This is a genomic window from Riemerella columbina (assembly GCF_030517065.1).
Classification (GTDB): domain Bacteria; phylum Bacteroidota; class Bacteroidia; order Flavobacteriales; family Weeksellaceae; genus Riemerella; species Riemerella columbina_A.
The window spans coordinates 1,069,370-1,082,110 of sequence record NZ_CP103950.1; the positions used below are offsets into that span (position 1 = coordinate 1,069,370).

13 protein-coding genes are annotated in these 12,741 nt (G+C 40.7%); 2 read left to right on the top strand and 11 right to left on the bottom strand.

Annotated features, from left to right (window positions below):
- Positions 1-5 precede the first annotated feature (5 nt).
- The 5 genes from NYR17_RS05115 to NYR17_RS05135 all read right to left on the bottom strand — a co-directional run bounded on the left by NYR17_RS05115 (position 6) and on the right by NYR17_RS05135 (position 4,579).
- Positions 6-854, bottom strand: coding sequence for a prephenate dehydrogenase (locus NYR17_RS05115; protein WP_302504666.1), 849 nt, complete (start codon positions 852-854; stop codon positions 6-8).
- A gap of 27 nt (positions 855-881) precedes the next feature.
- Positions 882-1,253, bottom strand: coding sequence for a hypothetical protein (locus NYR17_RS05120; RefSeq protein WP_302504667.1), 372 nt, complete (start codon positions 1,251-1,253; stop codon positions 882-884).
- Positions 1,253-2,443: an alanine dehydrogenase gene (locus tag NYR17_RS05125; RefSeq protein WP_302504668.1), complete on the bottom strand. Its 1,191-nt coding sequence runs from the start codon at positions 2,441-2,443 to the stop codon at positions 1,253-1,255. The genes NYR17_RS05120 and NYR17_RS05125 overlap by 1 nt, the downstream gene beginning before the upstream one ends.
- 33 nt (positions 2,444-2,476) lie before the next feature.
- Complete coding sequence (tsaE, locus tag NYR17_RS05130; protein WP_302506996.1) at positions 2,477-2,884, bottom strand: tRNA (adenosine(37)-N6)-threonylcarbamoyltransferase complex ATPase subunit type 1 TsaE; 408 nt, start codon at positions 2,882-2,884, stop codon at positions 2,477-2,479.
- Between the two features lie 147 nt (positions 2,885-3,031).
- Positions 3,032-4,579 (bottom strand): bifunctional response regulator/alkaline phosphatase family protein, encoded by a 1,548-nt coding sequence (locus tag NYR17_RS05135; protein WP_302504669.1) that lies wholly within the window; start codon positions 4,577-4,579, stop codon positions 3,032-3,034.
- Positions 4,580-4,752: 173 nt separating this feature from the next.
- Between NYR17_RS05135 and NYR17_RS05140 the strand changes: the two genes are divergently transcribed.
- Positions 4,753-5,964, top strand: coding sequence for an HD domain-containing protein (locus NYR17_RS05140; protein ID WP_302504670.1), 1,212 nt, complete (start codon positions 4,753-4,755; stop codon positions 5,962-5,964).
- Between the two features lie 176 nt (positions 5,965-6,140).
- On the opposite strand, the gene NYR17_RS05145 is transcribed toward NYR17_RS05140, so the two are convergent.
- The 3 genes from NYR17_RS05145 to NYR17_RS05155 form a co-directional block, all read right to left on the bottom strand.
- Positions 6,141-6,539: a DoxX family protein gene (locus tag NYR17_RS05145; RefSeq protein ID WP_302504671.1), complete on the bottom strand. Its 399-nt coding sequence runs from the start codon at positions 6,537-6,539 to the stop codon at positions 6,141-6,143.
- Between the two features lie 90 nt (positions 6,540-6,629).
- Positions 6,630-7,508, bottom strand: a complete 879-nt coding sequence (locus NYR17_RS05150) for a pirin family protein (protein ID WP_302504672.1) — start codon at positions 7,506-7,508, stop codon at positions 6,630-6,632.
- A 500-nt stretch (positions 7,509-8,008) separates the two neighbouring features.
- Positions 8,009-8,191 (bottom strand): hypothetical protein, encoded by a 183-nt coding sequence (locus tag NYR17_RS05155; RefSeq protein WP_302504673.1) that lies wholly within the window; start codon positions 8,189-8,191, stop codon positions 8,009-8,011.
- Positions 8,192-8,568: 377 nt separating this feature from the next.
- Here NYR17_RS05155 and NYR17_RS05160 point away from each other — a divergent pair, with 377 nt between their 5' ends.
- The gene (locus NYR17_RS05160; protein ID WP_302504674.1) at positions 8,569-9,261 is read left to right on the top strand and encodes a ZIP family metal transporter; all 693 of its coding nucleotides are present in this window, start codon (positions 8,569-8,571) and stop codon (positions 9,259-9,261) included.
- A 61-nt stretch (positions 9,262-9,322) separates the two neighbouring features.
- Here NYR17_RS05160 and NYR17_RS05165 read toward each other — a convergent pair whose 3' ends face one another.
- The 3 genes from NYR17_RS05165 to dnaJ all read right to left on the bottom strand — a co-directional run bounded on the left by NYR17_RS05165 (position 9,323) and on the right by dnaJ (position 12,727).
- Positions 9,323-10,627 (bottom strand): ABC transporter permease, encoded by a 1,305-nt coding sequence (locus tag NYR17_RS05165; protein ID WP_302504675.1) that lies wholly within the window; start codon positions 10,625-10,627, stop codon positions 9,323-9,325.
- 6 nt (positions 10,628-10,633) lie between these two features.
- On the bottom strand, positions 10,634-11,539 hold the full coding sequence (locus NYR17_RS05170; protein WP_302506997.1) for an ABC transporter ATP-binding protein: 906 nt from the start codon (positions 11,537-11,539) through the stop codon (positions 10,634-10,636).
- Positions 11,540-11,611: 72 nt separating this feature from the next.
- Positions 11,612-12,727: a molecular chaperone DnaJ gene (dnaJ, locus tag NYR17_RS05175; RefSeq protein WP_302504676.1), complete on the bottom strand. Its 1,116-nt coding sequence runs from the start codon at positions 12,725-12,727 to the stop codon at positions 11,612-11,614.
- Positions 12,728-12,741 lie beyond the last annotated feature (14 nt).

Here is a 12,741-nt window from a genome sequence, read left to right on the forward strand (position 1 = left end):
ATGTTTTATTTTAGAATGTCCCTAATACGGTTGGCATTTCTAATCAATTCTTCTAAAAATTCGTCGTTATCTTTTTCTAAAGCCGCTTTAAATTTTCTTAGTTGGCTAATATGTTCGTTGAGGACATCTAACACATTCTCTTTATTTTGTTTAAAAATAGGCACCCACATTTCGGGGTGAGATTTGGCGAGCCTTACCGTGCTGGAAAATCCAGAACTTGCCAATTGAAAAATAGTTTCTTCCTCTCGTTCCTTCTCCAGAACCGTGTTGGCGAGGGCATAAGAAGTAATATGCGAGATATGCGAAATGTATGCCGTATGCACATCGTGATTTTCAGCATCCATCGTAATGACTTCCATATCCAGCGTGTGGCAAAGGTTTTCCACAAGGTTGAGGGCATCTTTCGCTGAGTCTTCGGGGTTACAAATTACCGCCACTTTGTCAGAAAAAGCGTCTACCTTTGCCGACTGAGGACCATTATTTTCCGTGCCCCACATCGGGTGGGTTGCCACAAAACGCGCTCTATTGCGATGATTTTCCACAGCATTGATGATGCCCACTTTGGTAGAACCTGTATCCATCACGGTTTGGTGGTCTTCTATTAAATTTAAAACTTGGCGAAGACAGACCTGCGTGGCATCTACAGGAATAGCGATGATGATGAAGTCGGCATTTTTTACCGCGTGCTCTAATGTAGCGGCTTCATCAATGATGCGAAGCGCCAAGGCATCTTCCAGATTTTGAGGTTGATGGTCTACGCCATAAATATAAGATGCCCAACCCTTTTGCCGTAGTTTCAGTGCCATAGAGCCACCGATAAGTCCCACGCCTATTATTGCTAATTTCTTCTGCATTTTATAATTTCCAAACTAAATTAACCATTATTGAATGGGTTGAATTTCCAAAAATAAGGCTTTTTCTTTGCATTTTTCAAAACGAATTTGATACTTGTTTTGACCTTTGGTTTGCTGGAGAAGATACTCTGGACAAGGCTCTTGCTGGGCTTTGCTTTGGTCAAAATCTATAGTCCCCGTGCGGATGATGCTATCCCGAAGAACAGCCTCCGAAATGCCGTATTGCTGCATTTTTTGTTTAAAAGCATCGGTGTAATCAAAATCTTTGGATAGCGTTTCGGTGATCACCCGACTGTTGGGGAGGTAGCCGCTACAGCTGGCACCTTTTTGATTCAGAATAAAAAAGACCAAAATACACCCTGGAATGAGCCCGATCAGGTAGAATTTTAATTTTCTCATTAGTAAGTTAATAGGTTAATATCGTGGTAAGGCAGCTGGAATTTATCACAAATAATTTTCTTGGTGTGCCGCCCTTTGTAGAGGTAGATACAATCTTTCATCATTATATTTTTAAGGATGATATTTTCCAAACCGCCCTCATATTCAGATTGAAGCAAATAGTTGAGGAAAAAATTGCTGATGGCTTTGGTGGTCGTTCTTGGCGTTTTAGAAGTGATATTCGGAATGCCCGCATGCACCACGCCGTGTTTGGTAAAGATGGGTTGCTCTTGGGTGGTCAGCTCCGCCGTTTCTATGGATTTGCCATAATCAATGGTCAGGTCAATAATGATGCTGCCTTTTTTCATTTTTGAAACCATCTCCTCGGTAACGATGGGCGGAAGGTTTTGTCGCTGCATTGCTCCGATTAAAACATCGGCTCTTCTTAGGCTTTTGCCCAACTCTTTGGGGTCTATGGTGGAGGTAGAAACGCGCTGGTCTATAAAGTTGTGCAGGCGGCGCAATTTGGCTAAAGAATAATCAAAAACTTTCACTTGGGCGCCCAAGCCTATGGCGGTTTTGGCGGCGGTTTCTCCCACAATGCCCGCGCCTAAAATCACGATTTCCGTAGGGCGAACGCCTGTGATACCGCCCAACATCAGCCCATTGGATTGCGCTAAAAGCTCCGATGCATAAAGCACGGAAACATGCCCTGCAATCTCGCCAATTAGCCGTACTAAAGCCAATTGCTGGTATTCATCTTTGATAAATTCAAAGGCGATGGCGTTCACTTTTCTTTCGGCTAACTTTTGAAAATAAAGTGCCGATTGTAGGTTCACTTGTAGCGCCGAAATCAGGAAAGCGTTGGGTTTTAGATACGCTATTTCTTCCAAGGTTGGCGGATTGATTTTCAACACTAAAGGTTGTCCAAAAGCCACTTTGGCATCGTGGGTGATGATGGCGCCTGCCTCGGAATATTGTAAATCGGTAAAGAAAGAACCTTCTCCCGCTCCAGATTCTATAATCACCTCGTGGCCGTTTTGGGTCAGCACTTGTACGGCATCTGGGGTCAGGCAGAGGCGTTTTTCATTGAGGCAAGTTTCCTTGGGAATGCCGATAAAAAGTTGTTTATTTTTTTTGAGAACTTCCAACCTTTCTTCCTTGGGGCGGAGTTCTTCTTCCTTAAAAGGCGTATATATGGTATGGCTCATAGGCTGAAATTAAAATCTAAGCAAAGATAAGCATCATTTGAAAATGATATGCCTTTTTCCGTCAATATTTTCAATTTTCATCTCGTGGTGGGGGAGGTCTTGCAGTTCAGATTCATAGATTTCTGGCCATTCTATAATGGAGAGGTAGGCACTGTCCAAGTATTCTTCTATGCCGATATCCAGCACTTCTTCTATGCTTTCCATTCGGTATAAATCAAAATGAAATACGGCGCCCTTAGGTGTAGTGTATTCATTAACAATAGCATAGGTGGGCGAAGAAATGCTGTCTAACGAGCCCAAAGCTTTCATAAGATAAGTGGTAAAGGAGGTTTTGCCCGCGCCCAAATTGCCTTTGAGCAAAAGGATAGGATGCACCAAATGCGGTTTTATCTGCGCCACCACTTCTGCCCAATCTTCTATTTTTTGAATGTTGAATTCCATCATAAACCTATGGTTTTTGTGGCAAAGATAAGGTTTTTCGAGGAGTCTATTGTGAGTGAACTTGTCAGAAACTAATGGTGTGTAAAGAATAAGCGCGCTTCCAAAGGTATGGAGCGCGCGCTTATCTAGAGAGAATTATATAAAAAATTAAACCTTAGGTTCTAAAATACAGAATGGAATAATGCATTCTTCTAACGAGATGCCGCCGTGCTGATAGGTGTCTTTATAATAATTAACAAAATGATTGTAATTTTTAGGATAAGCTAAGAAAATGTTATTTTTTGCGAAAATATATTTACTACTTAGGTTGCCTTTCGGGAGGAAGTATTTTTCTGGTTGCGTAATCGCCCAAATCTCCTTTTCATCGTAGGTGAGGCTTTTCCCTGTCTTGTATCGGATGTTGGTAGAGGTTTCCCTGTCGCCCACCACTTTGCTTGGTTTTTTGACATAAATGGTGCCGTGGTCGGTGGTGAGAATGAGTTTGAAACCGCTCTCTGCCGCCGCTTTTACGAGTTTCATAATGGCTGCATTTTCAAACCAATTGAGGGTCAGAGAACGGAAGGTTTTATCGTCTCTAATCAATTGATCTACAATGCTATTGTCCGTTTTGGCGTGAGAAAGAATATCGATGAAATTATAAACAATTACAATGAAATCTTTGTTCTGATGTTGCTTAAAGTCATCTAAAACTTTTTGCTCATAATCAGAATTAAGAATCTTCAAATATTTCATGGTTTTGGCGGATAATCCTAAACGCTTCATTTGGTCTTTTAGGAAGTCTTGTTCGTGCTCGTTTTTGTTGCCTTCTTCGTTGTCATTGAGCCAATAATCAGGAAATCTTTTTTCAATTTCAGAGGGCATCAGCCCTGCAAAAAAGGCATTTCTGGCATATTGAGTAGCGGTGGGCAAGATGCTATAATAAGGCATTTCTTGGGTTTTATTATAGAATTTGAGGAAAAGTGGTTCTATCATTTTCCACTGGTCATAGCGCAGGTTGTCAATCATCAATAATAAAACCTTGTCTTGCTCTATTTCTGGCTTTACCTTTTCTTTGAATAAGGTATGGCTCATCAGTGGTTTCTCATTAGAGTTAAGCCAATCTTGGTAGTTATTTTCTATGAATTTCGCAAATTGAATATTAGCTTCTTCTTTTTGAGATTGCAATAAATCTGCAAATTCATTATCAAAAACTTTATCAAATTTAAGTTCCCAGCCTAATATTTTTTTATAATATTCCGCCCAATCTTGGTGAGAACGCAAATCGCCTAATTCCATACTCAGATTACGGAATTCTTGTTGATATTCCACAATGGTTTTTTGCTCTACTAAATCCTCGCTTTGGAGATTTTTTTTCAAGGAAAGAAGCACCTGATTGGGATTAACAGGCTTTAAGATATAGTCCGAAATCTGGGCGCCAATGGCTTGTTCCATAATGTGTTCCTCCTCGCTTTTGGTCACCATTACGATTTTCATAGCGCTGTCTTTATCCTTAAGCAAAGGGATGGCATCTAACCCCGAAATACCAGGCATATTTTCATCTAAAAGCACCAAGGCGTAGCGGTCTTCATCTAACATTTCTAAAGCCTCGTTCACATTGTTGATGGAGTGCACGGTATAGCCTTTATTTTCTAAGAATACGATGTGTGGTTTGAGCAAATCTACCTCATCATCTATCCATAATATTTTTTTTGACATTGTCTTTCTATTTTATTTGAATGCTCAAAAGTACGGTCAAAAAATCAGAATTTGCCCCAAAATACCATTAAAAAAAGTTAAAATTGCGTTAAATTTATTGAGTTTGGAGTGGGCTAAAACCTCAACTTCTCTTAAAATATGCTTACCTTTGCCAGAAAATTGATCAACAATTGATGAGTAAAATTAACAAACTCAAAATCATTAACGACCCCGTGCATGGTTTTATCAAAATTCCGCACGAAATTTTATTTGATGTTATAGAACACCCTTATTTCCAGCGGTTGCGGCGGATTTCTCAAACGGGATTGCTCAATTTGATTTTTCCAGGCGCTACCCACACGCGCTTTCACCACGCCATAGGTGCTATGCATTTGATGTTTAAAGCCTTGGAAACCTTGAAGTTAAAAGGTGTGAAAATCAATAAAGAAGAAGAAAAATCAGCGATGTTGGCGATACTTCTGCACGATATAGGGCACGGTCCATTTTCGCACGCTTTGGAATCTACGCTGATGGAAAACTGGCACCACGAGCGGCTTTCGTTGCTCCTGATGAATCGACTGAATGAAGAATATTCAGGCGAATTGGGTATGGCGATTGAGATGTTCAAAGGGCAATATTCACGGCAGTTTTTTAATCAGTTGGTGAGCTCTCAGCTGGATGTAGACCGCTTGGATTACCTCAAACGCGATAGTTTTTTTACAGGCGTATCGGAAGGGAATATCAATGCGGAGCGCATTATTTCAATGATGAATGTGGCGGATGGCGAGTTGGTGGTAGATGCCAAAGGAATTTATTCTATTGAGAATTATTTGACCGCCCGAATGCTGATGTATTGGCAAGTGTATTACCATAAAACGGCATCTTTGGCAGAGTCTATTTTGGTGAAAATATTGGGCAGAGCCAAGGCGCTAATTGCTGATGGAATGCCACTCAACGCTTCTGAAAATTTAAAATATTTCTTATATAAAACGGATTTTTCATCGGCGCAAGAAGAGGATATAGACCGCTTTACGGCGCTGGATGATACCGATGTGCTACAAGCGATTAAAGATTGGCAATATGCTGATGATTTAATGTTGTCTTATTATTGTCGTGCAATTATTCGGCGAGAATTGCCACAAACGCGAATTTCCTCATCGCCGTTTCCAGAAGAGGTGGTGGCTGCGGAGGTAGCACGGGTTAATCAGCGCTTTGGGGTTGATTATGGGCATTTTTGGGTGGATACCATTCAGCGGGATTTACTTCCCTATGATGCTGAAAAACAGCCGATTTACTTATTAGAGCGCAATCGTAAAAAATATAGATTGGAGCAATCGGAGTCTTCTATCCTCTCCGAAAGTCTTCAAAAATCAACCACCAAATATATTTTGGCTTATCCAAGATGATTTTTTGAGAATTGTTATTAAATAGATTGATATTTGATAAATATTGATTTTAATTAAACTATTGATTTGTAATAAAAATGGGAATGTAATTTAGGATATTCTTAATACAAAACCCCATTAAGCCAAAGTTAAAACTCAGACTTAATGGGGTTTAATAATAAAGTGATTTTAGTATTTTAATCCCATGGATTGTTGGATGAAATAGCGTATTTACCACCTCCTGTGAAGAATAAAGCGACAGCACCAAAGAAATAATACAATCCAATGAGTTCCGCTGCCCAGCCGCCATGTGGACTTAAGCTGAATAAGTCGGCGGAGTGGGCAAGAAGCATCGCTACTAATGCGCCAGAGGCATAGACTGCAGCCGCAATCCGCGTGCGGAAGCCTACAATAATCAAGAGTGGCGCCACCACTTCGGTGATGTAAACGCCAAAGGCTAAGAAAGTCGGTAAGCCTTGGTTTTCAAGCATACTTTGTATCATGGCGAGCCCTGCAAATTTGGCAATGCCGTGCAATAACATTAAAAATCCTAATATTAAACGGAGGATTAACAATCCTAAACTGATGTTTTTCATTTTTTTTAATTATTAAAAGATTAAAAGATTAAAAGATTAAAAGATTAAAAGATTAAAAGATTAAAAGATTAAAAGATTAAAAGATTAAAATTAGTCTTCTAAATATCCAAATTTCCCATTGTTAAAGTCATCAAAAGCTTGGATGATTTCCTCGCGGGTGTTCATCACGAAAGGTCCGTGTGGAAAGATAGGTTCATTTAATGGTTCTCCACTGATAATGAGTACAATGGCATCTTCTGAAGCTTCAATGCTGAAAGTTTCGCCTTCGTTTTCAAACAGCACGAAATGGTCGGTTGGCACGATTTCTTCGGCGCCATTCACGCGGATGCTTCCTTCTATGACCAAAGCCGCAGTGTTGTAGTGGGCAGGGAAGTTAAATTCCGCCTTGCCACCAGTTTTAAGTTTGGCATTCATCATATGAACAGGACTGAAAGTGCTTGCTGGACCTTGTTTCCCTTGGTATTCTCCTGCAATAATTTCAATGAAACCATGATCGCCTAAATCTACGGTGGTCATTTCTTCGTTCTTGATGGCTTGGTATTTAGGAGGGCTCATTTTGTCTTTTGCAGGCAAATTCACCCAAAGTTGCACCATTTGAAAAATGCCACCCGTTTTGCTCCACTCGGTTTCGTGGTATTCTTTGTGAAGCACGCCGCTGGCAGCTGTCATCCACTGCACATCACCTTCGCCAATGATGCCGCCGCCCCCTGCGCTATCGTGGTGTTCCACTCTGCCTTGGTACGCAATAGTAACGGTTTCAAAGCCTCTGTGTGGATGCACGCCTACGCCTTTTGGGGTTTGGGAACCTTCAAAATGAAATTTAGAATTGTAATCTAACATAATGAACGGGTCCATACGCTTCATATCTAAACGGTAGCCGCTTGGGATAAAGTTATGAACACGGAAGCCGTCGCCTACATAGTGTGCAGGTCTTGGTGCTACTATGATTTCTACATTTTTAGTTGCCATATTTTTATTATTTTATAGGTTAAACTGAATTAAATTAACACGGCAAAGATACGCCATAACCTCACCCGAATGCATTGATGTAGGATAAGAACGAAAGCGAGGATAGAGGGCTAAATTTTAACGAAAAATATGAAAAAATCAAGAATAAAGGCATAAAAAATCGGTGAGAAGCTTATTTCTCACCGATTTTAATATAGATCTAAAATTAGTTTGGGTATTAAAATTTAGAAAGCGTATCCTAATCTGATGCCTGTTACTACGGTAGGAGAGATCTTGAAAGTACTACCTCCTTTTACCACCACATCATCTTGACCAGTTACGGAAGTGGTGATATCGTCCTCAGACTTGTAGATAAGCCCTAAACCAGCTTCTACACCTAAGAATACTCTTTTTGCAAAGTAATAATCAGCACCAAAAACCCCTCTGATACCGAGTTAGGTCCTTTTACTTGTGATACCGTTGTAGTATTAGCAATGGTTGTCGTTTCTTTTTTAGAAGCGTTAGAAAATCCTAATAAAAACATCTCCACCCACATAAGGCGAAAGTCTTTCAGTTCCAGTAAAGTGTTTTTCTATCCCGAAGCCTAAACCGAAGCCAAATCCTGATTCTTTGCTTACGAAGTAATCGTTTGGTTTTTCAGTTTTGTTATTGCTGGTTAGCACAACAGTTCCTCTATAAGCCAATTTGTCAGTTTTAAAAAATCTGGCTTTATAACATAGCACCAGCACCAAAACTTTGATCTGGAAGGCTGATAGAAGTGTTTCCTAATCCTCCAGAAAGCCCTAATCTACGGTAACATCTCCTGTTGTAGGCTTGTACTCCTGAGTGTTCATGGCTCCCATAAGTGCCAAAGCACCTACTAAAAATACTTTTTTCATTATTTTTTATTTTAATAATTTCATAGCAAAGGTATTGTGGTTTTTTAGGGGTATTATGACTCTAATCATAAAATAAAATGATCAAAATTCGTAATGGCAAAGGGTATATCGTAAAGAATAAACGATAAATATGATAACTCTCATCACTTTTTAATATTTTTGCAAACTTATTCTGTTGAGATATGATTATTGTTCTACTTATTCTGAGTGTGTTGCTGGGCGTATTGCTGGGGAAAATTTTAGGAAATAGAGCCCATTTAGCCAAAAATCTATTGGTGCTGAGTGCAGGTTTTTTGATTACCATTTGCGTTAATGAAGTTTTTCCTGAAATCTATCAGAGTGCGGAAGGGCATCATATCGGAATTTGGGTGATTGCTGGGGTTTTGCTACAAATGATTTTGGAGAGCCTAACCAAAGGCTTTGAGCACGGGCATATGCACCACCATGAATCCAAAAATATTCTCCCAATGGCGCTGATGGTCGGGATGTTTATCCACGCCTTTATTGAAGGTATTCCTTTAGCGAATGAGCACGATATTTTTTCGGCTTATCTGATGGGCATTGTCTTCCATAACCTCCCGATTTCCTTTGTGTTGGGAGCTTATCTGTTTAGTGGGCAATCTTCGCGGCGCTATGCTTGGACGATTATCAGCCTTTTTGCTTTGGCGTCTCCGCTGGGGATGGTATTGGGGCAGTATTTTAATCCAGCGTGGCAGCCTTATTTTTTAGCCATTGTAGGCGGTATATTTTTGCATATTTCTTCGGTAATCATCTTTGAAAGCAATAAAAATCACAAAATGGATTGGATAAAATTAGCATTGGTGAGTATTGGAGTTGCTTTGGCACTTTTGGGACATTTATTTCATCATCATTAAAATAGAAAAACCGCCTCATTACTGAAGCGGTTTTTGTTTATAAAGCATTTTTTTTCTGAATTTAACTCGCTTTGATCCACTTCCAAAGCTCCTTGAAGGTTGTTTTGTTACCATACATTAAAATGCCTACACGGTAAATTTTCGCAGCAATGTAGACCATCCCCAATGTAGAACCAATCAATAGCGCTAAAGACAGCCCAATTTGCCACAGTGGAACACCAAACGGAATCCGTGCAATCATCGCAATTGGTGAAGTCAGCGGAATCATAGAAAGCCAAAAAGCCATAGGACCATCGGGGTTGTTCATAATGGAAAAACTACCGTACATCCCTAACATCAGCGGTAAGATAATCACAGTGGTGAACTGTTGTGTTTCCGTATCACTATCCACGGCAGAGCCAATAGCAGCATAGATAGAACTATAAAAAATGTAACCAAGGAGGAAGAAAATTAAGAATACCGCAATGATGAGTCCGTAATTTAATTCCAAAAGGGTATGCGAAATTTGGATAATCGTACTTTGTATTTCCTCGACTTGGAAGCCTCTGTCATCCGCTTGTTGGCTGATGTTGCCATAACTTTGGTTGAAGAAAAACGCTGCGATCACTGCCATTGTAATCCAAATAATAAATTGGGTTAAAGCAACAAAAGTAACACCGATAATTTTCCCTACCATCAGTTCAAAAGGCTTTACCGAAGAGATTAAAATCTCCACCACACGGTTGTTTTTTTCTTCCAAAACACTGCGCATCACCCGCACACCATAGATGAGGATAAACATAAAAGTAGCGTACATCAGGAGCATACTCAGCGTAGATTTAATGCCGAAAGCTAAGTCATCATCAGGCTGTTTTTCTGCCGCAATGTTTTGGGTTTTCAGTTCAAAAGAACGGTCTAAATCGCCAATTTGCTGCTCGGTAAGCCCCAAGTCTTTTATTTTTTCTTTTTTGATGATTTGGCTCATCGCATTAGCGAGTGCCTTTCGGGTATCAAAGCTGATGTCTTTATTTACCAAAAGTTCAGTGTTTTGCTCTAATTTTTGATAATTTTTATTTTCTAATGACGGAATGATCAGTAGCCCATCTGTGCTTTCTATGGCTTTCAAATTTTCCCGAAGGCTCTGTTCTGTTTGAGCCGAAGTATAGACCAATTGCACGCCATTAGGGGCTTTAAGTTGATTTTGAAATAAGCCACTTTTATCCACCACACTGATTTGATATTCCGTTTTGTTGGCTTTAAACATCAGAGCGATCACAGCGCCAAAGGCAATCATTAAAATAGGTGCCAGTAGGGTCAGGATGATAAAAGATTTCTTTTTAACTTGGGTGATAAACTCCCTTTTGGTGATGATAATGATATTCTTCATAGTCGGTTAGTGGGTTACAGCGTGGATAAAAACTTCGTTCATACTCGGGATTTTCTCATTAAAACGGTGGATTTTTCCCAGTTTTAAAAGTGCTTGCATCAAATCGTCTTGCGCCGAGGTATATTGGAGTTTAAACTGGGTTAAACCGTTCTTTTCCTCCCAATCCATCGGTGAAAAATGATGCTTAAAATCAGCGATGTAATCTGGGTTGAGGTCAGAAATGCCCACTTCATAAATATTTTGTTTAAATTGCTCTCTAACCTCTTGCAGGCTGCCGTCCAAAACTTTTTTAGAATGGTTGATGAGCGCCACATAATCGCATATTTCCTCCACGCTTTCCATACGGTGGGTGGAGAGGATAATGGTGGTGCCGTTGTTTTTAAGTTCCAAAATTTGGTCTTTAATGAGGTTGGCATTCACAGGGTCAAAACCCGAAAATGGCTCATCTAAAATCAGGAGTTGAGGCTGGTGGAGCACCGTTACCACAAACTGGATTTTCTGCGCCATACCTTTAGAAAGTTCCGCAAGTTTTTTCTTCCACCAGTGTTCTATATGCAGCTTGTCAAACCAATATTTGGCTTGTTGCATCGCCTCCGCTTTGGACATACCTTTGAGCTCTCCGAAGTATAAAATTTGGTCGCCCACGGACATATTTTTGTACAATCCACGCTCTTCGGGCATATAGCCAATGGTTTTGATGTGGTGCGGACTCAGCGGCTCTTGGTTGATGAAAAGCTGACCGCTATCAGGCTGGGTAATTTGGTTGATAATCCTAATCAACGAAGTTTTGCCAGCGCCATTAGGGCCTAAAAGCCCATAGATAGAGCCTTTGGGAACTTCTATACTGAAATCCGAAAGGGCAATTTTTCTGCCTGCATCATAAGTTTTTACAATATTTTTGGCTTGGAGCATATTCATATAGAAATGAAATTTTTTTAAATTAAAAAGTCAAAACTAAGAAAATTCTCGGTTTTGGCTCAACTTTTAGTTGAATAAATCTCTGACTTTTTCAAAGAAGGTTTTTTCCTTGCCCGAAGGCTCTGCCTTCATCTCGCCAGAGTTCAGTTGGTTTTCAAAAAAATCTTTTTGTTCTTTGGTAAGTTTTTGCGGCGTCCATACATTGATGTGGACAAACATATCGCCTTTGCCATAAGAATCAATGCTTGGCAAGCCTTTTCCAGCTAAGCGCAGTATTTTGCCAGACTGCGTGCCAGCGTCTATTTTAATTTTCACTTTGCCACCCACCACGGCAACCTCTTTAGAAGTTCCCAAAGCCGCTTCAGCAAAGGAAATATAAAGCTCTTGGTGGAGGTTATCGCCCTCTCTTTTGATGAGAGCATCTACTTCTTCTTCCACCACCACGAGTAAATCCCCTGGAATGCCGCCGAAAGGGGCATCGTTCCCTTTGCCTCTAACATTCAGCTGTATGCCATCTCTTGCGCCAGCAGGGATGTTGATGCTCACCTCTTCATCTACTTTAATGAGCCCTTGGGCGTTCGCACCAGCAGGGATTTGATCTGCCACCTTCCCGATGCCGTTACAAGTGCCACAAGTGGTCTGAGATTGCACCTGCCCAAACATAGTGTTCATCACACGCATCTGCACGCCAGAGCCGTTACAGGTAGGGCAAGTTTTAGATGTAGCCCCAGGTGCCATTTTCATTTTTTTGATTTTGATGGTTTTCTGGGTGCCGTTCATCATCTCTTCTAAATTGAGTTTGATGCGCACTCTCAGATTGGTGCCTCGGGCTTGCTGAGGTCTGCCGCCACCGCCACCAAAACCACCGAAATGTCCGCCAAAAATATCACCAAACTGGCTGAATATATCCTCCATATTCATTCCGCCAAAACCGCCGCCGCCAAAGCCGCCATTGCCACCCACGCCAGCGTGTCCAAATTGGTCATAGCGGGCTCTTTTGTTTTCATCGCTAAGGACTTCATATGCCTCTGCGGCTTCTTTAAATTTCTCTTCCGCTTCGGTGTCACCAGGGTTTTTATCAGGGTGGTATTTTAGCGCTTGCTTGCGGTATGCTTTTTTAATCACTTCTATGGAGGCGGTTCTTTCTACGCCTAATATTTCGTAATAATCTCTTTTTGACATTGCTTTGTTATGCT

Excerpts from the sequence above, each read along its gene's own strand:
- NYR17_RS05170 (WP_302506997.1), bottom strand. The coding sequence starts at position 11,539 with ATGCTCCAAGCCAAAAATATTGTAAAAACTTATGATGCAGGCAGAAAA.
- NYR17_RS05135 (WP_302504669.1), bottom strand. The coding sequence starts at position 4,579 with ATGTCAAAAAAAATATTATGGATAGATGATGAGGTAGATTTGCTCAAA.
- tsaE (WP_302506996.1), bottom strand. The coding sequence starts at position 2,884 with ATGGAATTCAACATTCAAAAAATAGAAGATTGGGCAGAAGTGGTGGCG.
- NYR17_RS05145 (WP_302504671.1), bottom strand. The coding sequence starts at position 6,539 with ATGAAAAACATCAGTTTAGGATTGTTAATCCTCCGTTTAATATTAGGA.
- NYR17_RS05140 (WP_302504670.1), top strand. The coding sequence starts at position 4,753 with ATGAGTAAAATTAACAAACTCAAAATCATTAACGACCCCGTGCATGGT.
- NYR17_RS05115 (WP_302504666.1), bottom strand. The coding sequence starts at position 854 with ATGCAGAAGAAATTAGCAATAATAGGCGTGGGACTTATCGGTGGCTCT.
- NYR17_RS05125 (WP_302504668.1), bottom strand. The coding sequence starts at position 2,443 with ATGAGCCATACCATATATACGCCTTTTAAGGAAGAAGAACTCCGCCCC.
- NYR17_RS05165 (WP_302504675.1), bottom strand. The coding sequence starts at position 10,627 with ATGAAGAATATCATTATCATCACCAAAAGGGAGTTTATCACCCAAGTT.
- NYR17_RS05150 (WP_302504672.1), bottom strand. The coding sequence starts at position 7,508 with ATGGCAACTAAAAATGTAGAAATCATAGTAGCACCAAGACCTGCACAC.
- NYR17_RS05120 (WP_302504667.1), bottom strand. The coding sequence starts at position 1,253 with ATGAGAAAATTAAAATTCTACCTGATCGGGCTCATTCCAGGGTGTATT.
- dnaJ (WP_302504676.1), bottom strand. The coding sequence starts at position 12,727 with ATGTCAAAAAGAGATTATTACGAAATATTAGGCGTAGAAAGAACCGCC.
- NYR17_RS05160 (WP_302504674.1), top strand. The coding sequence starts at position 8,569 with ATGATTATTGTTCTACTTATTCTGAGTGTGTTGCTGGGCGTATTGCTG.